The 23,770-nt window shown below is 61.6% G+C and carries 39 protein-coding genes; 33 read left to right on the top strand and 6 right to left on the bottom strand.

All coding sequences use genetic code 11. The annotated features are described in order from the left end of the window. Positions 1-84: 84 nt before the first annotated feature. The 4 genes from RBB39_RS03695 to RBB39_RS03710 form a co-directional block, all read right to left on the bottom strand. On the bottom strand, positions 85-363 hold the full coding sequence (locus RBB39_RS03695; RefSeq protein ID WP_306168805.1) for a hypothetical protein: 279 nt from the start codon (positions 361-363) through the stop codon (positions 85-87). Positions 364-803: 440 nt separating this feature from the next. After that, positions 804-1,469, bottom strand: a complete 666-nt coding sequence (locus tag RBB39_RS03700; protein ID WP_306168806.1) for a hypothetical protein — start codon at positions 1,467-1,469, stop codon at positions 804-806. Further along, positions 1,459-1,824 carry a hypothetical protein gene (locus tag RBB39_RS03705; protein WP_306168807.1) on the bottom strand — a complete coding sequence of 122 codons (366 nt, stop codon included), beginning with the start codon at positions 1,822-1,824 and terminating at the stop codon, positions 1,459-1,461. Before RBB39_RS03705 ends, RBB39_RS03700 begins: the two co-directional genes overlap by 11 nt. An 80-nt stretch (positions 1,825-1,904) precedes the next feature. Further along, on the bottom strand, positions 1,905-2,723 hold the full coding sequence (locus tag RBB39_RS03710) for a helix-turn-helix transcriptional regulator (RefSeq protein WP_306168808.1): 819 nt from the start codon (positions 2,721-2,723) through the stop codon (positions 1,905-1,907). Position 2,724: 1 nt separating this feature from the next. Here RBB39_RS03710 and RBB39_RS03715 point away from each other — a divergent pair, with 1 nt between their 5' ends. The 16 genes from RBB39_RS03715 to RBB39_RS03790 all read left to right on the top strand — a co-directional run bounded on the left by RBB39_RS03715 (position 2,725) and on the right by RBB39_RS03790 (position 10,498). Further along, positions 2,725-2,931 carry a Cro/CI family transcriptional regulator gene (locus tag RBB39_RS03715; RefSeq protein ID WP_249742708.1) on the top strand — a complete coding sequence of 69 codons (207 nt, stop codon included), beginning with the start codon at positions 2,725-2,727 and terminating at the stop codon, positions 2,929-2,931. Positions 2,932-2,969: 38 nt separating this feature from the next. Then, positions 2,970-3,554, top strand: coding sequence for a hypothetical protein (locus tag RBB39_RS03720; RefSeq protein WP_306168809.1), 585 nt, complete (start codon positions 2,970-2,972; stop codon positions 3,552-3,554). A gap of 68 nt (positions 3,555-3,622) precedes the next feature. Next, positions 3,623-4,501 (top strand): replication protein, encoded by an 879-nt coding sequence (locus RBB39_RS03725; protein ID WP_306168810.1) that lies wholly within the window; start codon positions 3,623-3,625, stop codon positions 4,499-4,501. After that, positions 4,498-5,274, top strand: coding sequence for a phosphoadenosine phosphosulfate reductase family protein (locus RBB39_RS03730; protein WP_306168811.1), 777 nt, complete (start codon positions 4,498-4,500; stop codon positions 5,272-5,274). Before RBB39_RS03725 ends, RBB39_RS03730 begins: the two co-directional genes overlap by 4 nt. After that, positions 5,271-6,659: a replicative DNA helicase gene (gene dnaB / locus RBB39_RS03735; RefSeq protein WP_306168812.1), complete on the top strand. Its 1,389-nt coding sequence runs from the start codon at positions 5,271-5,273 to the stop codon at positions 6,657-6,659. Before RBB39_RS03730 ends, dnaB begins: the two co-directional genes overlap by 4 nt. Before the next feature lies 1 nt (position 6,660). Further along, on the top strand, positions 6,661-6,858 hold the full coding sequence (locus RBB39_RS03740) for a hypothetical protein (RefSeq protein ID WP_306168813.1): 198 nt from the start codon (positions 6,661-6,663) through the stop codon (positions 6,856-6,858). Further along, entirely contained in the window at positions 6,855-7,166 is a 312-nt protein-coding gene (locus RBB39_RS03745) for a hypothetical protein (protein WP_253029466.1), read from the top strand. The genes RBB39_RS03740 and RBB39_RS03745 overlap by 4 nt, the downstream gene beginning before the upstream one ends. Next, positions 7,163-7,345: a hypothetical protein gene (locus RBB39_RS03750; RefSeq protein ID WP_253029465.1), complete on the top strand. Its 183-nt coding sequence runs from the start codon at positions 7,163-7,165 to the stop codon at positions 7,343-7,345. The genes RBB39_RS03745 and RBB39_RS03750 overlap by 4 nt, the downstream gene beginning before the upstream one ends. A gap of 76 nt (positions 7,346-7,421) precedes the next feature. Continuing rightward, on the top strand, positions 7,422-7,682 hold the full coding sequence (locus RBB39_RS03755) for a hypothetical protein (RefSeq protein WP_253029464.1): 261 nt from the start codon (positions 7,422-7,424) through the stop codon (positions 7,680-7,682). Continuing rightward, complete coding sequence (locus RBB39_RS03760; protein ID WP_253029463.1) at positions 7,679-8,134, top strand: recombination protein NinB; 456 nt, start codon at positions 7,679-7,681, stop codon at positions 8,132-8,134. Before RBB39_RS03755 ends, RBB39_RS03760 begins: the two co-directional genes overlap by 4 nt. Then, positions 8,131-8,337 carry a hypothetical protein gene (locus RBB39_RS03765; RefSeq protein WP_222569785.1) on the top strand — a complete coding sequence of 69 codons (207 nt, stop codon included), beginning with the start codon at positions 8,131-8,133 and terminating at the stop codon, positions 8,335-8,337. Before RBB39_RS03760 ends, RBB39_RS03765 begins: the two co-directional genes overlap by 4 nt. Further along, the gene (locus RBB39_RS03770) at positions 8,334-8,483 is read left to right on the top strand and encodes a hypothetical protein (protein WP_306168814.1); all 150 of its coding nucleotides are present in this window, start codon (positions 8,334-8,336) and stop codon (positions 8,481-8,483) included. The genes RBB39_RS03765 and RBB39_RS03770 overlap by 4 nt, the downstream gene beginning before the upstream one ends. Then, positions 8,480-8,917, top strand: coding sequence for a DUF968 domain-containing protein (locus tag RBB39_RS03775; protein WP_306168815.1), 438 nt, complete (start codon positions 8,480-8,482; stop codon positions 8,915-8,917). Before RBB39_RS03770 ends, RBB39_RS03775 begins: the two co-directional genes overlap by 4 nt. Continuing rightward, positions 8,910-9,302, top strand: a complete 393-nt coding sequence (locus tag RBB39_RS03780; RefSeq protein ID WP_222569952.1) for a dATP/dGTP diphosphohydrolase domain-containing protein — start codon at positions 8,910-8,912, stop codon at positions 9,300-9,302. Before RBB39_RS03775 ends, RBB39_RS03780 begins: the two co-directional genes overlap by 8 nt. After that, entirely contained in the window at positions 9,299-9,652 is a 354-nt protein-coding gene (locus RBB39_RS03785) for a RusA family crossover junction endodeoxyribonuclease (protein ID WP_306168816.1), read from the top strand. The genes RBB39_RS03780 and RBB39_RS03785 overlap by 4 nt, the downstream gene beginning before the upstream one ends. A 231-nt stretch (positions 9,653-9,883) precedes the next feature. Further along, complete coding sequence (locus tag RBB39_RS03790) at positions 9,884-10,498, top strand: hypothetical protein (protein WP_289105743.1); 615 nt, start codon at positions 9,884-9,886, stop codon at positions 10,496-10,498. 320 nt (positions 10,499-10,818) lie between these two features. On the opposite strand, the gene RBB39_RS03795 is transcribed toward RBB39_RS03790, so the two are convergent. Next, complete coding sequence (locus RBB39_RS03795; RefSeq protein WP_045995098.1) at positions 10,819-11,142, bottom strand: hypothetical protein; 324 nt, start codon at positions 11,140-11,142, stop codon at positions 10,819-10,821. 138 nt (positions 11,143-11,280) lie between these two features. On the opposite strand from RBB39_RS03795, the gene RBB39_RS03800 reads away from it, so the two are divergent. From RBB39_RS03800 to RBB39_RS03810, 3 genes are all read left to right on the top strand, one after another. After that, positions 11,281-11,784: a lysozyme gene (locus RBB39_RS03800; RefSeq protein ID WP_306168817.1), complete on the top strand. Its 504-nt coding sequence runs from the start codon at positions 11,281-11,283 to the stop codon at positions 11,782-11,784. A 103-nt stretch (positions 11,785-11,887) separates the two neighbouring features. Continuing rightward, positions 11,888-12,136: a hypothetical protein gene (locus RBB39_RS03805; protein WP_306168818.1), complete on the top strand. Its 249-nt coding sequence runs from the start codon at positions 11,888-11,890 to the stop codon at positions 12,134-12,136. 104 nt (positions 12,137-12,240) lie between these two features. Continuing rightward, positions 12,241-12,717 (top strand): 3TM-type holin, encoded by a 477-nt coding sequence (locus tag RBB39_RS03810; RefSeq protein WP_306168819.1) that lies wholly within the window; start codon positions 12,241-12,243, stop codon positions 12,715-12,717. A gap of 13 nt (positions 12,718-12,730) precedes the next feature. Here RBB39_RS03810 and RBB39_RS03815 read toward each other — a convergent pair whose 3' ends face one another. Next, positions 12,731-12,877 (bottom strand): hypothetical protein, encoded by a 147-nt coding sequence (locus tag RBB39_RS03815; RefSeq protein WP_222568922.1) that lies wholly within the window; start codon positions 12,875-12,877, stop codon positions 12,731-12,733. A 798-nt stretch (positions 12,878-13,675) separates the two neighbouring features. On the opposite strand from RBB39_RS03815, the gene RBB39_RS03820 reads away from it, so the two are divergent. From RBB39_RS03820 to RBB39_RS03885, 14 genes are all read left to right on the top strand, one after another. Further along, positions 13,676-14,230 carry a hypothetical protein gene (locus RBB39_RS03820; RefSeq protein WP_253029450.1) on the top strand — a complete coding sequence of 185 codons (555 nt, stop codon included), beginning with the start codon at positions 13,676-13,678 and terminating at the stop codon, positions 14,228-14,230. A gap of 153 nt (positions 14,231-14,383) precedes the next feature. Then, on the top strand, positions 14,384-14,839 hold the full coding sequence (locus tag RBB39_RS03825; RefSeq protein WP_253029451.1) for a DNA-packaging protein: 456 nt from the start codon (positions 14,384-14,386) through the stop codon (positions 14,837-14,839). Then, positions 14,839-16,293 carry a terminase large subunit domain-containing protein gene (locus RBB39_RS03830; RefSeq protein ID WP_045994871.1) on the top strand — a complete coding sequence of 485 codons (1,455 nt, stop codon included), beginning with the start codon at positions 14,839-14,841 and terminating at the stop codon, positions 16,291-16,293. The genes RBB39_RS03825 and RBB39_RS03830 overlap by 1 nt, the downstream gene beginning before the upstream one ends. A gap of 2 nt (positions 16,294-16,295) precedes the next feature. Continuing rightward, positions 16,296-17,678, top strand: a complete 1,383-nt coding sequence (locus tag RBB39_RS03835; RefSeq protein WP_045994872.1) for a DUF4055 domain-containing protein — start codon at positions 16,296-16,298, stop codon at positions 17,676-17,678. After that, positions 17,671-18,831 carry a phage minor head protein gene (locus RBB39_RS03840; RefSeq protein WP_045994873.1) on the top strand — a complete coding sequence of 387 codons (1,161 nt, stop codon included), beginning with the start codon at positions 17,671-17,673 and terminating at the stop codon, positions 18,829-18,831. The genes RBB39_RS03835 and RBB39_RS03840 overlap by 8 nt, the downstream gene beginning before the upstream one ends. Before the next feature lie 14 nt (positions 18,832-18,845). Next, positions 18,846-18,998, top strand: coding sequence for a hypothetical protein (locus RBB39_RS03845; RefSeq protein ID WP_157033133.1), 153 nt, complete (start codon positions 18,846-18,848; stop codon positions 18,996-18,998). A gap of 95 nt (positions 18,999-19,093) precedes the next feature. Continuing rightward, positions 19,094-19,819, top strand: coding sequence for a hypothetical protein (locus RBB39_RS03850; protein WP_045994880.1), 726 nt, complete (start codon positions 19,094-19,096; stop codon positions 19,817-19,819). 11 nt (positions 19,820-19,830) lie between these two features. Then, entirely contained in the window at positions 19,831-20,790 is a 960-nt protein-coding gene (locus RBB39_RS03855) for a major capsid protein (RefSeq protein ID WP_306168820.1), read from the top strand. Between the two features lie 433 nt (positions 20,791-21,223). Further along, positions 21,224-21,694, top strand: a complete 471-nt coding sequence (locus tag RBB39_RS03860) for a helix-turn-helix domain-containing protein (protein WP_306168821.1) — start codon at positions 21,224-21,226, stop codon at positions 21,692-21,694. A 52-nt stretch (positions 21,695-21,746) separates the two neighbouring features. After that, a complete protein-coding gene (locus RBB39_RS03865; protein WP_045994875.1) occupies positions 21,747-22,100 on the top strand; it encodes a hypothetical protein in 354 nt (117 codons plus the stop codon). Between the two features lie 3 nt (positions 22,101-22,103). Next, positions 22,104-22,478 carry a DnaT-like ssDNA-binding protein gene (locus RBB39_RS03870; RefSeq protein ID WP_306168822.1) on the top strand — a complete coding sequence of 125 codons (375 nt, stop codon included), beginning with the start codon at positions 22,104-22,106 and terminating at the stop codon, positions 22,476-22,478. Then, positions 22,478-22,861, top strand: coding sequence for a hypothetical protein (locus RBB39_RS03875; RefSeq protein WP_306168823.1), 384 nt, complete (start codon positions 22,478-22,480; stop codon positions 22,859-22,861). The genes RBB39_RS03870 and RBB39_RS03875 overlap by 1 nt, the downstream gene beginning before the upstream one ends. A 57-nt stretch (positions 22,862-22,918) precedes the next feature. After that, positions 22,919-23,299 carry a hypothetical protein gene (locus tag RBB39_RS03880; protein WP_108448752.1) on the top strand — a complete coding sequence of 127 codons (381 nt, stop codon included), beginning with the start codon at positions 22,919-22,921 and terminating at the stop codon, positions 23,297-23,299. A 55-nt stretch (positions 23,300-23,354) separates the two neighbouring features. Then, the gene (locus tag RBB39_RS03885) at positions 23,355-23,768 is read left to right on the top strand and encodes a hypothetical protein (protein ID WP_222568914.1); all 414 of its coding nucleotides are present in this window, start codon (positions 23,355-23,357) and stop codon (positions 23,766-23,768) included. Positions 23,769-23,770 lie beyond the last annotated feature (2 nt).

Here is a 23,770-nt window from a genome sequence, read left to right on the forward strand (position 1 = left end):
CCGACGTGCGGTTGGCGCGTAATAGATGATTGCTTCCTGCTTCTCTATTGCCATCTCTCGTATCCTCGCCCGTAGGCTCCGTTGTCACGCCCTGCGGCGCAGCTCGTTGTAGATGTCCTGCATGAACTCCCGGCCCTGCATTCCAGCCAGCGTCTCGACGCCGGCTTTCTGATCTTCCTTGTGGGCATCCAGCGCTTCGAAGGCCTTGCACGCCATGTGCTCGACGACCCGCTGCGCCTCTTGCGCCACTTCCCGACCCATCCGGGCCATTTCCGCATCGGTCTCCGGCATGCCGTTCTCGCTGATCCAGCGCTCGGCGGCGAGCAGGTGGTGCGGACTAACCATGTCCTCGGTGATGTGCATCTCGTCTCTCCCGTTGTCATCCATCAGCCCTCTCGGCGAGAAGGCTGGTGGATGACGCCCCGCTGTGCAGGGCGTCGGAATTCTTTCGCGTTTCCGGCACCGACTGAGGTTGACTCTCAAGACCGCTAGTCGGCTGGTGGCGGGGTCATCCCTCCGCTCTCCCCTCGGCTCCCCATCTCCGTAGCCTTTGCAGGCTGATGGATCAAAGCGTCCCCTCTGTGACCCCGAGGTGCGGAGCGGAGGGCTGCTGCCCTGTCCACGCTTCCAAATATAGGCATACCTATTTATCGCGTCAACAGCTTTCCCTATATTTTATCGCAAATACCTATATCTCATTGTTTTCCCTATGCGGAATGCGCAAAGAAAAACCGCCTCAAGGGCGGCTATCGGGCGGGAGCGCTACAGGCGGGCACAAAAAACCCGCCTCGAGGGCGGGTTCTTTAGGTGGAAGGGGCTTGCTGTTCGGCTGGCGGCGACTCGGGTAGGCGATCCAAAATAGCTTGCTGCGTTGCCTGAATTGACTTCATGGTCTCACGAAACTCAGCCCGCTCGTCGGCAGCTTGCTGCATCTCGACCTGATTCTCGCCATAGGACTTGGCATAAGTGCCTTGATCGCTGATCCACCCTGCCCCCAAAGTGGTCACCAAGGCCAGCGCCGCAAGCACACCGCCAATGGTGCCAAATATTGTCACCGCAGCCATATTGCTCGCGTGCTTTCTAGAGCCATCTACGAGGTTGAACAGGCTGCGATAGGACTCATCGGTTTTTTGACGCTGGAGCGCTAGCTCAGCGTCATGCCTCTCCGTAGCTCTCTCAAACCGATCTTCAGCACGCTCCTGGAATCGCTGAAGATCAGCCATACGCCTTTCAAGCCCTTGCTCGATTAAGGCGAGTCTCTCGTCTATGTGGCGGTCGTGCGTGGCCATTTTCTGAGAATCCTTAGGAACGTTGCTTCTAATTTTAGCACGAGGATTGATAGGGTGACGACGAAGACCGTGATAGTCGACCGACTGAAACTGGCGCGTGCTGTCTTTTCTGGCCGAACCATACACGCCTGTGGCGCGCATGAAACTCAAGAAATCCTCTGCTGAGCCCTTAGTCTGCACTCACTCCCTCCTCCCTATCCCTCATCCATTCCAGCAGTGGCCCAACTGAAAAACTCATATTGTAGCCACAGTTTGAGCAGCATAGATGAAACGCCGGAATCTGGAGAAAAAAACCAGAGGGGGGAATTTCGTGGACATGGCGCCTGGTCAAGGCAGGCTTTTCCCAAGTGATCTCAATTCCTCTCTGATCTTGTCTCGGCTGCACGGCGGTGACGATCGCAAGTTTTTTGGCCCCGCAGTAGAGACAGGATTTTGGACCTTCGATGTGCTCAAGAAACTCCTGAATATCAGATGCGCTTAGGGCTTTGATTTCAGGTGAGAAATCATCATATTCGCTATCTAAAAATCCTGTCATCTAACGCCCCTTCCTGCCTAACAAAACCTAATTCGAAGGCTCTCACCGCACTCTTGCCGACCTAGACTATGCAGTGGCAATCAGTCGAAGTTCTCCCACCAGAAGACCCTGCCGAGGATCTTCGGTGCGTCCGGATCGGCAAGGCTATACACTTCCTCCGGGTACTCCTCGCTGTTCTCGCTGACCACGCGCACACGGTTCAGAGGCATGCGGTAAAGACGCTTCACGCGCAGCATACCGTCATGGTCGAGGGCGTAGATTTTTCCATCAACGACGCTCCGGCTTCCCTTGTCGATGCCGATAGTGGCGCCATCGTTGATGGCCGGGCACATTGAGTCACCCTTGACGATAGCGAGAGCGGCGTTCTCAGGCTGCACTCCAGCTCTCGACAGACGCGGCAGGCTAAAGCGCTCCTCCGCCCCGTGATTCTCAATGACCTGGGTGGCACAGCCATCGCCAGCGGCAAACTCCACCTCTCTGAACACTGGCAACATCACCTCGTCAGGACGCAGCGGCTCGCTACCCTCAATGATCTCGTGATCAATCAGCTCGGCATTGCCTTCTGCTGGGCGGCGCGGGCGCAAGGTCGAGACGTTGCTGGCACCGAGCATTTCCCCTTTACCCGTCGCCAGCCATTCTGCGCTGACAGAGCACACGTCAGCGATCTGGACGAGGTATGCGCTTGAGCGGGATTCACCCTTCTCAAGATCAGAGATAGTGGCCTGCCGAACCCCTACCGCGTCCCCAAGCTGTTTCTGCGTTAAGCCTGCGTTTTTCCGGGCGCGGCGAACCCGATCTCCGATGTTCATACCAGAGAAAGATATAGGCGCACCTATACCGTTGCAAAAAGGAGTTCCTGTATCTACTATATAGGCATTCCTTTTTTCCAAGGCCAGCATGATGGAAACTCCTATTTCTCGACTCATCAAGCACTTCGGTACCCAAGAGCGAACCGCTGAGGCGCTCGGGGTCAGTCAGGCAAGCGTTTCCGGCTGGTCCAGTGGAAAGCACGGCATTTCCGAGCTTCACGCATTGAAGGCTGAGCGACTCACTGGCGGGGCCGTTACGGCTGTCGAGCTTTGCCCCCGCCTGGCGTCCGCCGCCTAACCACAACCACAGATTAGCCACGAGAGAACGAGATGCCCATGTCGAACCTACGACACCCCACCAGAGACGCCCTGCTCCGCGACGGGCTGAACCAGATTCGCGAGCAGCGCGGCATCTCTATGTCGAAGTTTGCCAAGACGCTAAACGCGCTGGCCCACGCCATGGCGCCGGGGAAGGTTTCGAAGTGGGTCGATCTCAACTCCCTGACCGATGCCGACGAATACGCCTCAGCGCTGATCACCTGGCACAAGCAGGTCGAGCGCTGGGCGGCAGGCACTACGGAATTCCCAGCATGGCTGGAAGAGCCGTGGGTGACTGCGTTGGAAGAGCTGGGAGATGAAGGCACCCGCGCCGAGCTGGCGAACCGTCACGGCTATCTGGCGGTTTCCCGCCACAGCGGCAAGGGCGATGCCGGCTCGCTGATGAGCGGCGTAGGGAATCTCAACAAGGCGTCAGGCGGTGCCACCGTTCTGATCGCCAAGATCGCGTGCGACGGGGTCATTGACGGGGACGACCTGCAGTACTTGCCCGAAGCACAGCGAATTCTTCTCGATGTGGCCGCCCAGGCAATGGGTATGGCCGATGTGATGAAACGAGCCGAAGCCGGACTGGCCAAGGCCTGATGCAACGAAGCCCCGCCGGCGACCAACCATAACGGGGCTTCATCACAACTCAAGGTGATAGGTGAATCATGACAGATACCGCTCAGATATTCCAGTTCCCAAGCGCACCCGAGGCGCCCAGGGAAAAGCGAGGCCCGCAGGTGGAAGACGGATACACCCGCATTGCCAACGACCTGCTCGATGCGCTCTGCCAGGCAGACTTCACGTCGCGTGAGTTCAAGGTGGTCCACTTCGTCATCCGCCAGACCTACGGCTGGAACGATAAGGCCAAGCGCATGGCGTCTACCTTCATCGCCGGCGGCACCGGGCTGCATGAGTCGGATTGCTCCAAGGTGCTCAATGAGCTGATTCGTCGCAAGGTGGTCATTCGTCATGGCGGAAGCCGCTCGCCCATCTCGCTGAACAAGCACTTCGGCGAGTGGCTGGCATCCGAACAGGGCAAAAAGACCCCTCCCGTAAAACGCCCTGAGTCAGGTCAAGATGCCCTAGCTCAGTCAGGGCAAGATGCCCTAGCAAAGAAAGACAGGAAAGACACTCCTACCTCTAACGAGGTAGAGGCCACGGCTAACGCCGAGACCGTCCCGAAGAAACGCTCTGTATCTTCTGCCCTGCCTTCCTGCCCCCACGGTGACCTGCTCGACCTTTGGGCCGAGATCATGCCGGACAAGCGCCAACCGATTCGCAGCATGTGGAGCAAAGGCGCCCGATCCAAGAACCTGGCCGCCCGCTGGAAACAGGGCTTCTCGATCAAGCACGAACAGACCGGCGAACCGCTGTACACCGACACCGAGAGCGGAATCGCTTGGTGGGGCAAGTTCTTTGCCTTCCTTCGCAAGTCCGACTTTCTGATGCGCGACGACTCGCGGTTCTTCGGCCTCGACTGGATCGCCAAGGCCGAGAACTTCGAGAAGATCATGGAGCTGAAATACCACGGGGGTGACGCATGACTTACCAGATCAGCTTTTCCGGCGGCCTGGGGTCGGGCGTCTCTGCCCTGATCGCCCACGAGCAGGGGCTCGACTTTAACCTGATCTTCGCCGACACCCGCATCGAGGATGACGACCTCTATCGCTTCAACGATGACATCGCCAGCGCGGTCGGCCAGGAGATCGTCCACCTGACGGATGGCCGCACCCCGTGGGATGTCTACATCGACAAGCGGTGGATCGGCAACACCAGAACGGCGCATTGCAGCACCGAGCTGAAGACCAAGCCGGTGATGGCGTGGCTGGCAGAGAATGCCGCGCCAACTGATCCGCTGGTGCTGGGCATGGACATGTCGGAGATAGACCGCATCGAGCGGGCGCAACGCAATTGGGCACCCCGCCCGGTGGTCTCGCTGCTCAACCGCTTCGAGGTGTGGCGCCCTGACTATGACGCCATCCTGGCACGCCACGGCATCCGTAAGCCGCGCCTTTATGCCATGGGCTACGAGCACAACAACTGCGGCGGGTTCTGCTGCAAGGCGGGCCTGGTGCAGTTCGAGCGGCTGTATCGCACCAACCCGGAGCGCTTCGCCTGGCATGAGGCCGAGATGGAACGCGCCATAGCAGAGATCGGCGACACCGCCCGGCCCTTTCTGCGCCAAGACACGCACGGCAAGACGCATTATCTGACCCTGCGCGAGTTCCGCGAGCAACTGGAGGCCGGCACCGCCGAGCTGCCGATGTTCGACGTCAGCGGCTGCGGCTGCTTCACCGATGAGGAGGAGTACGCATGAGCCTGCACAGCCACGAGGCCGAGCAGAGCGTCATCGGCGCCTGCCTGCTGGACAACAAGCTGATCGACCGGGCTTCCGACGTGCTGACCCACGCCGACTTTGCTGCCCTCGAGCATGCTGTGATCTGGTCCGCTCTGGTAGCCCTACGCAACGCTGGCCAAGCCTGCGACGTGGTAACGGTCGCTGAACGCCTGGAAGGCGATCAGACAAGCGATCAGGTGGGCGGCCTTGCCTACCTGGCCGAGATCGCCAAGAACACGCCCAGCGCAGCTAACGGCCTCGCCTACGCCGACGTGGTAGCCGACCTCGCCGCCCGGCGCCGCATGGTCTCCGAGCTGGACACCATTGGTCGCCTGGCTCACGACAAAACTCGCCCCCTGCTGACCACCGTTGATGATGCCCAGGGCCGCCTCATGCGGTTGGTACGTGCCGACGCCGACCAGGCTGGCCCCATGAGCGCAGACCTCGCCGACATGATCGACGAGTTGGACCGCAAGTGGAATGGCGAGGAGGAGGCCATGGGCCTGTCCTTCGGCCTCACCGACCTTGACCGCCAGACAATGGGGATGCACCCGGGGCAGATGATCCTTGTTGCGGGCCGCCCAGCCATGGGCAAGACCGCCTTCGCCCTCAACATCCTGCGCGCCTGCTGCGTGCGCGACGGCCGCCCGGCGCTGATCTTCTCGATGGAGATGGATCGGCGAGCCCTGCGCAACCGCATGACCGCCGCCATCGGCGACCTGCCGCTCCAGGCGATCCGCGACCCCAAGAGCCACATGACCGACGAGCACTGGCCGAAGCTGACCAAAGCGGTGAACGCGCTCAAGAGCGCCCCGCTGATCGTTGACGACCGGTCGGCAATGAGCCCCTCGCAGATCCGTGGCGCCGCCAAGCGCTGGCGGGACCACTACGGCGACCTGGGCGTGGTGATGGTCGACTACATGCAGCTCATGCGCCCAGACGGCAAGCACGGCAGCCGCGAGCAAGAGGTGGCGGAGATGAGCCGCACCATGAAGACGATGGCCAAGGAGCTTGGCTGCCCGGTGGTCGCGCTCTCACAGCTCAACCGCAGCTTGGAAAGCCGCCCCGAGAAGCGCCCGATGATGGCCGACTTGCGAGAGTCAGGCGCCCTGGAGCAAGACGCCGACCTGATCCTGTTCCTGTACCGGCACGAGCGGTACTTCCCCAAAGACGAGCTTCACCAAGGGGTGGCCGAGATCATCATCGGTAAGCAACGCGAGGGCGATGTCGGCACCGTCTACGCCGCTGCTCAGCTTGCCAACGCCCGATTCGCCGACCTGGAAGCCGAGACCATCCATCGCCTGCGCACCCCTGCCCCCGCTGAGCCTGCACGCAAAGCGAAGTCAGCTATGGAGATGATCTGACATGAGCACCTTGACCTATGCCCAGCGCTCCACGCTCGCCAGCCGGGGCGTCATCGTCACCATCGAGTATTCCGACGGCACCGTGAGGTGCCGCACCAAGGAAGGCATGAAGACGTATACCAAGCGCGATCTGCAAGAGATGGCGAAGCCGCGCTTCATGGATCGCCTGACAGCCTGGATTGGGGGTGTCGCACAATGATCATCACCGACTTTGAGCGCGGCGTCCGCAGCCCCGCCGACTTCATTCAAGCACTCGCAGAATCCGGGCCGAAGCCCAAGCGCCGCAAGCGCGGCATCGACCTAGCCGTCAAGCGCCTGGGGCGGAAAGAGGTCGAGCGCCGCCGCTCTCTGTTGGTTGAGGCTGCCGCCGCCGCAGGTAGCTGCTCTCTGCTTGCGCAGCAGATCGGCGTCAACCGTAGCACCGTTTCCCGCTGGGCCGCTGGCGACGTGCCGGTGCTGGACAAGTACCTGGATGTCGTAGAGCAGAAAGCGAGGGCCGCCGCATGACCACCTTCACCGATTCCGCCGCTGCCATCGACGAGGCCGTCTGGCTGGCCGAGCAAGAAGACCGTCCGCAGGCCATCGTTCGGTGCGATGGCGGCCTGGCGGTCATGAGCTACAGCGATGCCTGGTTCGATCGTCGCGAGATCCTTGAATCCATCACCCCAGTGGAGGGCGCGGCATGACCCTATTCCTGATCGGCCTGTTCATTGGGGCCTCCCTGGGCGTTCTCACCCTGGCAGTGATCGCGGGAGGCAAGGGATGAGCAAGCCAATCGAGCCGGGGTGCCTGGTGATGGTCACCCACCACAAGTATTTCGGGTTCTCCGCCACCGCTCTGCGCCGCTACAGCGAAGGCGACATATTTCGCACCGGCTATAAGTTCTCGAGCGACTCATGGGAGCTGTCCGCATCACCGGAAGGAGGGAAGCTCCCGCTCTGTCCTGAAAGATTCCTGATGCGCATCGACGGCGACGAGCACGTCACCACCGAGGAGCGGGAAGACGAGGAGGTGAGCGCATGAGCCGGGAACTGACCTACCAGATCGCCACCCTGCGGGACCTGGGCGGCGTCATCCAGATGGCGGCCCGAATGGCTGGCCGGGGCCTGGAGGCAGGCCCTGTCGAGCTGGTGCTTCGCCGGCCGACCGAGATTCGCAGCCTGAGCCAAAACCGCAAGCTCTGGCCGATGCTGACCGACGTCGCGGAACAGCAGCAGTTGGTCATTGATGGCGTGCCGGAGTGGGCCGCGCCCGAGGACTGGAAGGAGGTCTTCACGCACTCGCTCCGCAAACACCAGCGCATGGCCAAGGGAATCGACGGCGGCGTGGTGTTGCTGGGCGCTCGAACCAGCCGGATGAAGAAAAAGGAATTCAGCGATCTGATCGAGCTGATATACGCCTACGGCGCCGCGAACGACGTTCAGTGGAGCGAGAAGGCGCTTGCTGTGTTCGACACCTACCGGGAGGCCGCATGAAAGACGAGATTTTCCTTTACAGCCTTGTTGTGTGGCTGTGGGTGGTAGCGACGTTTGTATGGGCGTTCCCGCTCTACTCGGCATGGCAGGCGGGTGTCCATGGCCCTGTGCTGCTCACCGCATTTGTCATTTTCGCAATAGCCACGCCAATCCTGGTGTGGTGCATCTTCAAGATTTTGCAGATTAAGCGAGGCGGCCAATGAACCCGACATTCGCCCTATTCGCCTTCGCCATCGTGACCAGCCTCGGCGCCTGTGCCGCCCTGGCTTGGGCGCAGCGTGAGGAGAAGCGCCGAGCTCGCGAGGAGATGCGCAGCTTCCTGGAGCAGATCGACAGGAGGGATTCATGAAGCGCTCAGCCCTCCAGCGGAAGACGCCGCTCCGCAGCCGGGCGCCGATGGCCCGCAAACCTATGCAGAAAGCCCGCAGAAAGCCGCAGAAGACGTCGACCGACACCCAGTGGCGCAGTGAGCGTTACCTGGCGTTCGTCCGGTCCCTGCCCTGCTGTGCGTGTGGCGGCCCTGCCACCGACGCGCATCACTGTATCGGGCTGCACTGGGGCCTGTCTGGCATGGGCACCACAGCGCCGGACAGCTTCGCCATGCCCGCCTGCCGGGAGTGCCATCAGGCGATCCATGCCAGCCCCGAGATGCAGGCCCGACAGCCAGGGTGGCTGATCGACACCATCAACCGCGGTCTCGACCACTTCACTGACGAGCCCATCGTCGGCGCCCTGGCCGACGCCCTCGAGTTCATCGCCGCCAAGGAGGATGCCCATGGCTGACCACATCGACAACGCCCTGCTCCGCCATGAGGAGACCCTCGTCAGCGTCAGGGACCTGGCCCGGCCAATCCGCATGGGTGACGAGAAGGCCGGCATGAAGTTCGACGGCGAGAAGCCCCGGATGGACCTGCTGGTCTCTGACATGCCTAGAGCCCTTGAGGCCATCGGCCACGTCCTCACCGCCGGCGCCGAGAAATACGCCCCAGGCAACTGGCAGTACGTCGAGAACGCTGACAGCCGATACCTGGCCGCCGCGCTTCGCCACGAGATGGCTCTCGCCAGGGGTGAGCAGAATGATCCCGAGACGGGCGTTCACCACCTGGCGCACGTCGCCTGCTGCGTCCTGTTCCGGCTTGAGCTGGCGATGCGGGAGGCTGCCCGATGATCAGCCTCACCCTACCCTGGCCGCCCAGCACCAACACCGTCTGGCGCAACGTCCATGGCCGCACGCTGCTGTCACGCAAGGGGCGGCAGTTTCGCAAAGACGTGGCTACTGCTGTCGCCGGTCAGCACCAGGGCGAACCCCTGGCCGCCCGACTGGATGTTGTCGTCACCCTGCTGCCGCCCGACCGTCGCAAGCGGGATATCGATAACCACGGCGGCAAGGCGCTTCTCGACGCGCTGACCCACGCGGGCATCTGGCTGGACGACGAGCAGATTGACCGACTGACGATCATCCGGGGCGAGCGCCTGGCTGGCGGCCAGTGCCTGGTCGAGATCATGGAGGCGGTATGAGCGACAAGCAGAGCGAGCGTCCGCCAGATCGGCGCTACCACAACGACCCGAGGCGCCGGTCGTGAAGTGGTCACGGAAAAGCGCCTACTCAATCCAGAGCGGCGAATTCGTGATCTGCAAGACGACTCACGGCGGCGTCGACCGCTACACCCTCTGGCGAGGGTTTCAAAGCATCAGCGAACACAGCACGGCGAACGAAGCCAAAGCACGAGCAAAACGGGAGAGCGCGGCATGATTACGACTGATCCGAAACTGGCATGGGCCATGGCACTCGACACCGGTGTTCGCTCTCAGATGGGCCCCATCCTCGAGGAGCTGGAAAGCGGTGGCGGCGTGCAGTTCACCAAGAAAGGTGGCACTGGCGCTGCCCACGGCATTGAGTACGGGCCGGTCTACGCCCGCATCTGCCGCCTGGAGCGTGAGCAGCCCACCCTGGCCGCCATCGGGCATGTGCTGTGCCATCCCTCGACCGAGCAGGCGAATGCCTATCTGGATGACGCTGTGGAAGCCGTCGAGGGCAAGGTGATCGCCAGCATTCCGAACTGGGGCGATGGACGAGCCTGGCGCCCCGCGAAGAAAGAGCGCGTGCACTACCTGATCCACGTCGCCCTACTGGAGCGGCAGCGCAATCTGTCGAACGAGCAGCCGGCATGGGGCCCTGAGCGTATCGGCGCCACGATGGCCGAGTGGTACGGCGTGGCGATCACCACCAGGAAGTGGCACCAAGACTGGATGCCTGTGTGGTCCGTGATCCAGGCGTCGATCAACCACTGGGAGGGCGAAGCCATGGAGCCAATCAGCGAGACGATCGGCGATATGGTGAGAAATATCAGGAAGGCTGCATAAAGTGCTGGATTTCTAAGCCCCGATGTTGTACGCTATCTGTAAGCTGGACGGCGTACACCCAAACAGCTACCACATATCAAAGTCTCGCCCTCACCGGCGGGGCTTTTTCGTTCCTGCGCCCTGGCCTCTCGCCGGGGCGTAGTTCGTTATGCCGTCCCGCGAGCCCTGTCCCTCGCCATCGAGTGGGCGGCACCCTTTCCCGTGGAGTTGATCAATGAGCACAGCTGACTTGCACCACGGCGTAAAGCCGCTCCCTTTGTCGAAAATGACTGACGCCAATGGGAAGCGGCTGATCATCGACGGCCGAGTGATGCCCGGTCTTATACGCCTTTCTCAGGACGGGGGTAAAACTCGCCTTTCGTATCCGTGATCAGAGTGTTGATGAGGGTACTGTACTGCTCTCGAGCGGCTTCAGTATCGGGAAGGTTCCCAAAGGGCCAGAGCTCTTTGTACCGATACCCCAGGCCAGTCAGCATTTCCTGCTGTATGCCATATGAATGGCGCAAAGTCTGCGATACCGCAGTAAGTGAAAGCAGCGTCGCCATTTGCGCGGCGGCATTCACGTTCCGCTGCTCCACCAGAGCTTGCTCAAGCTGATCGACTTTCTCTTGCAGAGCCGTCAGTCGCCTTGCGTCGTCTGTCATTGTTGCCTCCATGGCTTGTGGTGAGCTTGGAGCATATCAACGGCGTTGAACGCGATCTACGGCACCCTTTCCTGAAAACGCCGCTGCCTGGCGTCCTTGCCCGTTCCTGCGGGCTGTTTTATTCCCCGAGGTGTCGCCATGAAGATCAGCCAGCGCGGACTGAACCTGGTCGCCGAGTTCGAGGGGCTTGAGCTTGAGTCCTACCCCGATCCCGGGACCGGCGGACACCCCTGGACCATCGGCCTGGGAACGACCCGTTACCCCGATGGCTCCCGCGTTCAGCCCGGCGACACGATCACCGAGGATGAGGCGTTCGCCCTACTCCGCTATGACGTCGCCCGCTTCGAGGATGACGTCGAGCGACTGGTGGTTGTGCCGCTCAACCAGAGCCAGTTCGACGCCCTGGTCTCGTTCACCTACAACGTCGGCCCCGGTGCCCTGGAGCGCTCTACCCTGCTGCGCAAGCTGAATACCGGCGACTACCGTGGCGCCGCTGACGAGCTGCCGCGCTGGAACAAGGCCGGCGGCCGCGTACTGGCTGGGCTGACCCGTCGCCGCAAGGCTGAGCGCGATCTATTCCTGACGCCTGAGAGCGTCCAGTTTCACTGGCTTGACGAGACCGTCAGAGTCTCGAAGCCGTAAACCCGTATTGTCTACGCAGGCCCACCCAGGAGGCGGGATGTCTGAAACGAGTCCCGATACTGCCTTGAAGGCCAAGCCTATTCTCGAGAGGCACGTGCAAACCGTGCTCTTAGCCCTCGTCGTCGGCCTGCTCGCTTGGTCAGGAAACACCACCCTGACTCTGATCGAGACATCAGCGCGCCAGGACGAGCGCATCAGTCAACTGATCGCCCTGACCGAACAGCTTCGTGCTGATCTGCGCGAGGTCGGTAACGACTACATGACGATCAACGACGCGGCCATGTACCGCGATCAGATCAACAGCCGCATCGATGCCCTGGGTGCCCGGGTGTCGCGCCTGGAGAACCGGTGATGAACTGGAGAGATGCCGTTGAAGAAGTCGCCAAGTACGCGCCGGCTGTCGCTACTGCACTTGGCGGTCCTGCTGTGGGTGGTGCTGCAACTGGTGCCGCCCTTATGGTCACTTCTGCGCTGGGTATCGAGAACGATCCTGCTGCACTGGTGGCAGCGACTCAGGATCCTGCCAAGCGTGCTGAACTGGTCCGCCTCAACAACGAGCATCGCCAGGCACTGGAGGCTATGCGCCTCGAGGCTGAGAAAGCCGCTGCCGCCGAGCAGACGGCTCGACTGACCGAGACGCAGCGCACCATGCGCGCCGAGCTGGAGCATGAAGGCTGGTTCAAGAGCGGATGGCGCCCTGCCCTGGGCTGGGTGTTCGCCTTCTCCCTGGGCACCCTGTCCGCCGTGATGGCCTACACCATTGCGATCGACCCCACGGTCGTGGGTGATCCCGAGTTCACCGGCATGCTGATCTGGCTATTCGTGACCATGGGTGCGGCCCTGGGCATCAACGTTCGCCAGCGCACGGTAGACAAGGCGCTCGAACGTGGGCAGCAGCCCCGCACGTTCATGGACGCTATCAGAACAAAGTGAGCCCGACGGGTATTCAGTCTGCTTCGCTATCGCGGTTGAGTTTTTCGGCTTCTCGTTCAGCTGCTTCGCAGTCGTGGTAGGAAGCGATCACGTCGTCGTTCAGGTGCGTATCGACCACCTGCCAGTAATCGACCTTGGTGCTGTCGGGGTCGGTGAGCACTGAGCGAACTTGGAATCTGGCAGGCATTCTGGAACTACCTCGCAATCATGGGGGCAGTCATGAGGATAGCTTAGGTGGCCGGCTGCGAAACGAATGATAAGGCTGCTGCTTCGGCACGGGCATCTGCCTCGCGGGCATGCCGCGAAACAACCTCTCTGGATTCTTCATTGTAGTGCTGAGAAAGCTTGACTACCGCCCACCGCACCCGCCGGCTCTTAGCGGTTAGGTAGCTCTCGACCAAATACTTGTCCACCTCCAGGTCTCCTACAGATCGACTAAGGCGGTGGCAGAGTATGCTGAGAACGAACCTATGGCAACAGCCTACTCATCGGTATAGCAACAGTTTCGATGCACGCCCATGCCCAAGGCTGATGTAAGACGCTTGAGCTTAGCGGTCGCTCCGTACCCACCCAGGCCCTAGCTCAGCACGCTAAACACCCTGCAGCACCCGGAGGTGATCCCCTGGCTACCAAGGCCCGGCGTCGATAGACGATTCACCCGGTGACCGCCCTTCGGAGAAAGCTCCCAAGGGCCCTATTCAGTCTGTCGTGTTGAGCAATCCACTACACCGACAGCGGATGACGGATAAATCCCCGGCGATATATTCGCCTTGCGTCAAGTAAACAGAACCAACCAAGCCCTGGCGCCCGCCGGGGCTTTTTGTGCCTGCGTCCTTCACACGACGCACAAACCACAGAGCCTTACGGGATGAGTCTATTGGGGACGGCAGCGTGTCGCCTCTGTGGGCTGCCAGTACCCGTGTGAACTCTAGGCTCATCGCCATAAGGACGACACATCATGAGCAACGTTGCTTTAAAAAATGTCAGACGTAAAGCAAGAGAAATTGGAAGCCATCAGTGCCTGTACTGCATCACATTCAGCCATGGATTAATGAAAATCGGCAGAGCATCAAATGCCGAAAGAAGACTAAACCAGCTCCTCAACCATGGCTTGATGGATGATTTGGTCGTAGACGCCATTTTCATCCAGGTTCCTGCGGGGAGAAATCTTGCCAAGGCAGAATCTGACGCTCTTCGCTTGGTTGGTAGTGCCACGGAGAAGCGTGGAGAAGAAATTTTTGACTGCATAGAAATTGAAGACGTCAAGGGGATGCTCCTAGGAGCGGCAGAAAACTCCCCCGATGAAATGGTTAGGCCTACCCCTCAGGACTTTCACGAAATAGCCAGTTCATCTGGGATGTATCGATCGCTTCTGCATTGTGCATATGAGAAATCTCTCAGTCTCGGTATGCGAGAGAGGTCGGAGGAAATCAAGTATATCCTCGATAATGGTACTGATGAGCAAATAAACCACTTCATGAATCAGATGCAGCTCAAGCTGGACGTGGCATAAGCAAACGGGGGTCAATCTGACCACCCCTCACGATCCAGGTCCGCATGCTCGAGGATCAGATGCAACTGCGCCTGCTTGCGTGACCGTATTGCTCACGGTGGCTGGCAAGTCCGTCCGCCGTGAGCTCAGCACCGCTTATTCAATGAGGCACTCATGGCAGCACCTAAAGGCAACCAGTTCTGGAAAGCCAGGACCAAGCACGGCCGCGACAAGCTATTCGCCAGTGCCGACCTGCTTTGGGAAGCCTGCTGCGAATATTTCCATTGGGTGGAGAAGCACCCGCTGTGGGAGTCCAAGGCGTTCCACAATCAGGGGGAAGTCGTGATGGCGACTATCCCGAAGATGCGGGCAATGACTCTGGACGGGCTTTGCCTGTTTCTCGACATCGACCCGACGACCTGGCGCGAATGGCGTTCCGACGATGATTTTTCCCCGGTCATAACGCGAGCAGAGGCCGTGATCCGAGACCAGAAGTTCTCTGGCGCCGCAGCCGACCTACTGAACGCGAACATCATCGCCCGCGACTTGGGACTGAGCGACAAGCAGCAGACCGAGCACTCCGGCGAGATCAAGACCACCGCCCCGACGATCAACATCACGAGGGAATGATGAGTGACGATGCCGCCCTCAACGTCAGGCTTCACAAGCGACAGGGGGAGGCGTTCGACTCAGAGGCCACCGAGATACTCTACGGCGGCGCAGCCGGCGGCGGGAAGTCTCACCTAATGCGCGTGGCCGCCATCATCTGGTGCGCCGAGATCGCGGGCCTGATGGTCTACATCTTCCGCCGGCTGTCCGACGACCTCGAGAAGAACCACCTCTACGGCCCGGGCGGCTTCTTCGAGCTGCTCGCCCCGTGGTTCAAGACGGGGTGGGCCAAGTACAACGGCTCGAAGCACTACATCGAGTTCTGGAACGGCTCGCGCATCTTCCTGGCTCACTGCCAGCACGAGAAGGATAAGTTCAAGTACCAGGGCGCTGAGATCCACGTCCTGTTGATGGACGAGCTGACGCACTTCACCGAGAGCATCTACCGCTACCTGCGCGGTCGCCTGCGCTTGGGCGCACTGGAGGTGCCTGAGAAATACCGGGGCATGTTCCCTCGCGCTATTTGCGGATCGAACCCGGGCGGTGTGGGCCACAACTGGGTGAAGTACGCATTCGTCGACGCAGCCCGCCCGATGGACGTGCATAGGGCGGCGAAAGCCGATGGCGGCATGCTGCGCCAGTACATCCCTGCGCGCCTCAACGACAACCCGTCGCTGCTCGACAACGACCCCGACTACATCGACCGCCTGGAGGGCTTGGGCAACCCCGCCCTGGTCAAGGCGATGAAGGATGGCGACTGGAACATCGTGTCCGGCGGCGCCTTCGATGACGTCTGGCATGAGGCGCGGCATGTCGTGCCGCGCTTCGCCGTGCCGTCCAGCTGGTACGTGGATCGCTCGTTCGACTGGGGGTCGACACATCCCTTCTCTGTCCTCTGGCATGCCGAGGCAGATGGCACCGAGGTAGCACTGGAGGACGGGCGCACCTTCTGCCCGCCCAAGGGCTCGATCATCGTCTGCCATGAGTGGTACGGCGCCAAGGGGCCGAACGAGGGCCTGAAGCTGTCGGCGCCTGAGATCGCCAAAGGCATCAAGGACCGCGAGGCATCGCTGCGTGAGGGTGACTGGTTACCCGCGTCGATCAAACCAGGCCCCGCCGACAACCAGATCAGCAACGTCAACGAGTCCGGCAGCGACAGCGTGGCGAAGAAGATGGAGGCGGAGGGGGTCAAGTGGACTGAGTCGGACAAGAAGCCTGGATCGCGGGTGAACGGTCTTGAACTGATCCGCACCCGCCTGAAGGAGGCTGCCAAAGAGGCGCCCGAGGAGCCGGCGCTCTACTTCATGGACCACTGCCGCAACATCATCGCCCATCTGCCGGTACTGCCGCGTAGCGAGCGCAATCCGGACGACATCGACACTACCGCTGAAGATCACGACTACGACGCCCTGCGCTATCGCGTGATGCGCAAGCGTCCCAATGCCGGAATGCGCCGGATCAGAGGACTCGCCTGACTATGCCCGTCACCACGACACACCCCCAATACGACGACAAGCTCACCGATTGGGAGCTGATGCGCGATAGCCTCGAGGGCGAGGGGGCGATCAAGGCCGCGGGCGCCGGCTACCTGCCGAAGACCAGTGGCCAACTGGCCCTCGAGCACCAGGCGAAAACCGACGAAAGCGCGATGCTGTCGCTCGACGAGGCCCGGGAGATCTACCAGTCCTACAAGCGGCGCGCCCAATACCCGCTGTGGGTGAAGGACTCACTGCGTACGATGATGGGGCTTGTGTCTCGCCAGGAACCCGAGATTAACCTACCGACCTCCCTGGCCTCCCTTCAGGACGAGGCCACGGCCGATGGCTTCCCGCTCAAGACGCTGTTTCTTCGCTCAGTGCTGGGTCTGCTGGCCTATGGCCGACAACCTCTACTCGCTGACTGGGATGGCGACGGCCGACCCTATGTGGCCCTCTACGGCGCGCTCGACGCCATCAACTGGCGCGAAGCTGATGTCGATGGGCGTCGCGACCTGGTGCTGAGCGTGCTGCGCGAGGCCGTACACCAGGGTGACGAGTTCAGTCACGACAGTGAGGCCCGCTACCGAGTGCTCGACCTCAACGAGGGTCGATACCGGGTGCGTCTGCTGGATGAGCATGGTGAAGCAGTCGGCGAGGAAGACATGCCGGGCACTAACCAGGCGCCGCTCGACTTCATCCCCCTGGTCTTCTTGGGCAGCACCGACAACAACGCCGACACCGACGAGATTCCGCTGCTGACCATGGCGAAAGCAGCGTTGAAGTCATACCAGCTCTCGGCGGACTACTACACCAGCCTCCATTACACCTCGCATCCCCAACCGTGGATCGCCGCGGACCTGGGCGAGGACGAGCAATTCAGTGTCAGCGGCCCCATGGCCGCCTGGAATGTGGGCAAGGACGGCAAGGTCGGGTATCTGGAATTCCAGGGTGCTGGCATCGAGGCCAACCGCACAGCGATGCAGGACCAGCGAAACACCGCGTTGGAGGCTGGGGCCAGAGTGATTGATGCAGGGGCCGACGAGTCCGGCGAGGCCCGCAAGGCCCGCCAGAGCGATCAACACACCAGCCTGTACAGCGTCGTGGTTACCGCGGCCGAGGGCATTGAGCAGCTGCTTCGCTACTTCGGCCGCTGGCTGAACCTGCCGCAGGCCGACATTGATGCCATCGCGTTCAAGGTCGAGCCCGAATTCACCAAGGCCGAGATCGATGCCGCAATGATGGGCATCGTTCGCGATCTGCGCCTGGCCGACGAGGTGCCGCAGGCGGTGCTGTTCGAGTCGTTGCGCAAGGCCGGGGTCACCAATCTCGCCGACCAGGACCTGTTGGCCCTGCTCGATGGTCAGGTAACCGACGATGAGTGATCGTGAGGACGCACAGCGCCGGATCGTCACCGCTCTGGCGCAGCATGTCTCATACCTGCACCGCACCGGCACAGCGCACGTCAATAAGGCGCTGGCGATCATCGACGAAATGAGCGCCGAGCTTCCTCGGGAGATCGGCGAGCGCCTCGACAACCTGACGCCTGCCGAGCTCCAGGCGTTCGCCCGGGGCCGCTACCACACGACTCGGCTCAAGGGGTTGCGCGACGCAATCGACCGCTGGGTCTCGACGCTTGGCGAGCGCATCAAGTCCATGAGTCTCAAGGAGCTGGCGGCCCTAGCCGATCAGGAGGCGGGATACGTCCGCGACCTCATCGCCCAGGCGGTAGAGGGCGAGATCCCGCCGGCTCCTGCTGTGGCATCGGCCGCTCTCTCCCGACCGGTGATGGGGGAGTTCGTCGAGGACATGCTGGCCGACATCGGACCGGCCACCCGCAACCGGGTCTACAGCACCATCCGCCAAGGCGTCAGCGAGGGCCAGAGCAACAGCCAGATCATCCGGGCCCTGCGCGGGACACCGGCGCTCAAGTACCGCGACGGCGTGCTGCAGACGACGCGCAACAACGTCGACAACGTGGTTCGCACGGCCCGGCAGCACATGAGCAACGAGGCCTACCGGGGGACCTACAACGCCCTGGGCGTCACGCATGTGGTCTGGGTGGCTCAGCTTGAGGGCCGGACCTGTCGCCGCTGTGCCCCGCTGGACGGTCGGCGCTGGAAGATCGACGAGCCGCACCCGGAACCGCCGCTTCATCACCGATGCCGATGCAGCCTGGCGCCCTCCCTCGACGGCGACATCATGGGCCAGCGGCCCTACGTGCGCGCCCTTAAGGTCAAGGGGCGCGACGACCAGGCCAAGTTCCGCAGCATCGGCAGCATGACCAAGAAGCAGCGCGAAGCTGCCGGCCTTGAGGTTGGTCAGGTTAGCGCAGGCACCACATACGCCGACTGGTTCGCGAGCCAGAGCGCCCGGTATCAGCGCGAATGGCTGGGAGACCGGCGCTACCGCCTCTACAAAGAGGGCGGCTACAGCCTGGACCGATTCACCGATCCTCGGCAACGCGAGTACACGCTGGACGAGTTGAGAGCACGCGACCGCGAGACATTCGCCGAGGTGTTTGGCGAGGCGGCATGAGGTAGGCTGACAGCATGACCCCAGCCGATCCCGATTTCATCACCTGGTGGCGACTGTGGCGCCTGCTGCAGTCCGGCAGCGGAACGCTCGCCGACCAACTCCAGGCCCGCCTCTGCTGGAACCTCTCTTTCGAGGTTCGACGCCGCCTAGGCGATTTCGAAGACTGACCAACAATTTTATTCAAAGCCCCGCCATTGAGCGGGGTTTTTTAATGGCTGCTCGCCAGGCGGGCGGCCTCAACGCGCTCAAGGAGCACAACACCATGCCACTGGAAATCGACTTCTCTGAACTCGGCATCGAGCTGGAAGAAGACAAGGCCAAGGCTCTCAAGGAGGCGCTGGACGCCAAACATGAGGAAGCGCTCAACAGCGAGGTCAGCGGCCTCAAGTCAAAGCGCGACCAACTGCTCGAATCACAGAAAACGCTCAAGTCTCAGCTCAAGCAATTCGAGGGGCTGGACCCCGAGCGGGCCCGCAGGCTCGAGCAGCAGCTGGCCGAGAACGAGGAGGCCCAGCTGATCGCCGACGGCAAGCTCGACGAGGTGCTGAACAAGCGCACAGAGCGGATGCGGGAAGGCTATGACCGCCAGCTGAGCGAGGCTCAGCAGACCGCAGAGAGCGCCAAGGCGTTCGCCGACAAGTTCCGCGGCCGGGTCATGAGCGACGAGATCCGAACTGCGGCCGCCGAAGTCGGCATCGTGGACTCGGCTGTTCAAGACGCAGTCTACCGCGCAAGTTCGCTGTTCGAAGTCGATGACGAGGGCAACGTTGTGCCCCGAGAGGAGGCCGGTCTGGATGCAGACGGCAAGCCTCTCACCCCTTCCGCATGGCTTGAGTCCATGCGAGAGAAAGCTCCGCACTGGTTCCCGCAGCCCAAGGGGTCAGGGGCGCCGGGTGGCGGAGGTGGTTCCTCAGCGCCAAGGGCGTGGAAGGACGCGAAGTCTACCGCCGAAAAGGTGGAAATCCTGAAACGCAAGCAAAACCAATGAGGTAGCGCCCTATGGCACTCTCTGATATGAAAGTCTTCAACGACTTCCTGTACTCGGCAGCCACCGAGACCATCCGCCAGCAGATCGAACTGTTCAACGCCGCCACCGGCGGTGCTCTGCAGCTCCAGCAGGCGGGCAACGTGGGCGATTTCGCTCACGAGGCCTCCTACAAGGCCATCGCCAACCTGATGCGTCGTCGCAACGCCTACGGCACCGGCGCCGTCAGCCCGACCACTCTGGCCCAGATGGACCATGTGGCGGTGAAGATCGCCGGCGGCACCTCCCCGGTGGAGTTCCAGCCGCAGCAGTTTCAGTGGATCCAGCGTCAGCCCGAAGAGGCCGGTGTGGTGATCGGCGAGCAGGTCGCTCGAGGCGTCATCGCCGATGAGGTGAACACCGCCATCCTGGCCCTGCAGACCGCGATGATTGGCAACTCCGCCGTGGCGCATGACGCCACCGCCGGCACTCTGAATCTGAACGCCCTCAACAAGGGCGCCGGCAAGTTCGGCGATCGCATGATGGACATCATGGTCTGGGTGCTCCACTCCAAGCCGATGACCGACCTGTTCGACGGCGCCCTGACCAACGGCAATCAGCTGTTCGAATTCGGCACCGTGCGCGTCACCCAGGATGGGTTCGGCCGCCGGTTCGTGATGACCGACTCTCCTGCGCTGTACGAGGCCGATGGTGGCGGTGCTGGCACCGACCACTATCACACCCTTGGCCTGGCCGAAGGCGCCGCGGTTGTCGAGGACAACAACGACTACTACGCCACCGTCGAGGAGAAGACCGGCGACGAGAACATCCGCCGGATCTTCCAGGCCGAGTACACCTACAACCTCGGCCTCAAGGGCTACTCCTATGGCGGCACCAAGTCGCCCGACGACGCCACCATCGGCACCGGCGGGAACTGGTCGCAGATCGCCAGCGATGTTAAGGACACCGCCGGCGTGATTATTACCAGCTTGTAACGCCGGAATAGTCTTTTTATTGCGAATGCACCTCGCTATAATGGCCGGGCATGGCTTTATGGCGAGGTGCGCAATGGAAGAGGCGAGAAAGTCCGCGAAGTCGAATGGCGAGACCACCTACGTATCCGAAAGGGTCTGCTCAAGGGGTCATGAGCCCATCCGGTATGCCAGCAATGGCATTTGTGTTGCATGCGATACGCTGATCTATGCGCCTCGCAGAAGGGCAAAAAACCCGAAGCCGCGCAAGAAAGCGATTGGGATTTGTGACCACTGCGGGGCCAGCTTCACTAAAACCAACAACGCCAATCGGTACTGCTCTATGGAGTGTCGATTCTGGTCGAAGGTGAATGTTGGCGCCGAATCCCAGTGCTGGGAGTGGACGGGCGCGAAGACCGCTGATGGCTATGGGTCTTTCAAGTCCGGAAGCGGAAAGATGGGCGTCAATGTAGGGGCGCACCGGCACTCTTATGAGATGACTCACGGCGAGATCGGCGGTGGCGAAACCCTTGTTTGCCACCACTGTGACAATCCCGGGTGCGTAAACCCGTCTCACCTCTTCTTGGGCGAGGCTCTCGACAATCGAGCCGACGCCTCCAGGAAGGGGCGCCTAGATCACTTCGAGGGGCATAGTCACGCATTCCCTGCCGAAGGCATCCAGAAGATCAAGGCGATGCGTGATAAGGGAATGAGCCAGCAGGCTATAGCCGACGAGCTTGGCGTAAGCCAGCCAACCATCAGCAAGTACCTGATAGATGCCGGCATTCGGGCACGGCCATCCTTCTGGAAGGACGCTCACCGGGAGAAAGAGGTTATCGCGATGCTGAGAGCCGGGGCAGGAGTCACAGAGACTGCGCGAGAGCTTGGGGTCTCGTACCGATACGTTCGACATCTAAAGCAGGAATAACCCAGGCGGGCGCCCATGCGGCGCCCTTCTTTTTGGTCGATAGGAGTCAGCCATGCACCTGATCTACACCACGCGCCGCCGCGGCTTCGAGCCCGGGCGGCAGTACCGCAATCCCCGCTTCTTCGCCGGCGCCGACAAGGCCGCCACCAGCGTCACCGTCGAGGGCCATCACCCCGACGTGGTCGCCGCCTACGAGGCCGCCGGCATCGAGGTCGAGGTGATCGGCGCCGAAGAACCGCGTCCGGACGATGCCGAGTCCGACGAGCGGGCCCGCCGCGCCGAACTGATGGACGCAATCGAGCACGCCACCGGCAAGCGCCCCGGCGCCAACACCAAGACCGAGACCCTGGAGCAGCGGATGGCCGAGATCGAGTCCGGCAGCCAGGACGAAGACGGGCAGGAGTAACCCATGGCCACCTACGTCACCGTTCACGATGTCGACACCAAACTGGGCGCGGGCTGGGAAGGCACGGGCGACAAGACGCGCGCCGTGCTGGATGCCAACACCTGGCTCACCGCCAAGCGGGCCCGGCTCGCCGATCCTGTCGACGATGACGTGGTCATGGCCGGCGCCCTGCTGGCCCAGGAGGCGGCGAATGGCCGGCTCTACGCCGACACCGACGGCGCCGTGAAGCGCGAGCGGGTCAGGGCCGACACCGTCGAGGTGGAGACCGAGTACCAGGACGGCGCCCAGGCGCAGACCGGCGCGCTGTCGATGATCTCCGACCTGCTGGCCCCGTACCTTCCGAAGACCAACGGGGTCACCATCCTCAAGAGGTTGTGATGGGCTACATCCAGGATAAGATCAACGCCAAGGTGCCCAAGGCGTTCGACGGCAAGCTGAGTGACGCCGTGCGGCCCTTCACTGGCTCCCGCACTGTCGTTTCGGGCGAGTTCGACCCTATCGAGGGAACCTATCCCGAGACGAGCGTGACCTACACCGGGCGCGGCGTGTTCGGCGACTACTCCACCGCCGAGATCGACAATCAGCACATTCTGCGTACTGACGTAGAGCTATCTGGCGTGCTCCAGAATGAGCTGATCATGGACGCTGACCATGCCCTGGCCACACCCAAGATCAATGACACCATCAACGGCATGCTGGTGGTCAACGTTGGGCAGGACCCCGCCAAGGCCACCTGGACGATTCAGCTCAGGAGACCGTAAACTGAATTGGAACAAGCGGCTACAATAGCTACACCACCTCTACCTGGCGGTTACAGAATGAGCGATGACAACGAGTTGCTGGATCAATTTGCCGTTGAGGCGATGAAGTCTCTGGTCACGGCCGAGGGCGTAGAGCTTCTCAGCTCCGACACCCGGCATCGGGCAGCGATTGCAAGAACCGCGTACAGCATCGCGGCGGAGATGTTGAAAGAGCGGGAGTTGGCTCACAAAGAGCAGGAATGGTCCGCTATCAACGTTCACGATCTCGTCAAGCGCGCAAAGACCAAGTCTTTCCTCCGTCACTTTGGCATATCCACCGTTGCTCAAGCCGTGAAGCTATCCCACCAGGAGCTACGCAGAACGGAGGGAGTTGGCGTGGCCCTCATTGAGGACTTACAGCAAGCTTTGGAACCTTACGGTGGCTTACGATCACGCTAGGGCCTGCCGCTACTTGCCCAGCCGACGTGCTGGGTTTTTTACGCCTGGAGAAAAAATGACGACGCGCAAGGGATGGTCCAAATCACTTTCCGGTTTCGCTCGGCAGGTAGAGCGCGACCTGACCGACATGCAGAAGCGCGTGGCTACCGAAGCCTTGCAGATGGTAATCCTTGGCTCTCCCGTTGACTCTGGCGCTTTTCGAGGCAATCACCGGGTCTCTGTGGGCAGCCCTGACACCAGCTTCGACGAATCTGCGGGCGCCTCGCAGCCGCCCAAAGGCGGCATGGATAACGAGACCTTCAATCGCGAGGCCGCGAAGATCGCGCCCATGCACGTCCCGTTCACGGTGATCTATATCCAGAACAACCTCCCATATGCCGAGCGCATCGAAGTCGGCAGTTCTGACCAGGCCGGCGAAGGTGTCTATGCCGTGGCGGCCAACACTCTGCGCGAAAAGTATGGGGGCTGATC

The organism is Halomonas sp. MMSF_3323, from assembly GCF_030733595.1.
Lineage (GTDB): Bacteria > Pseudomonadota > Gammaproteobacteria > Pseudomonadales > Halomonadaceae > Halomonas > Halomonas litopenaei.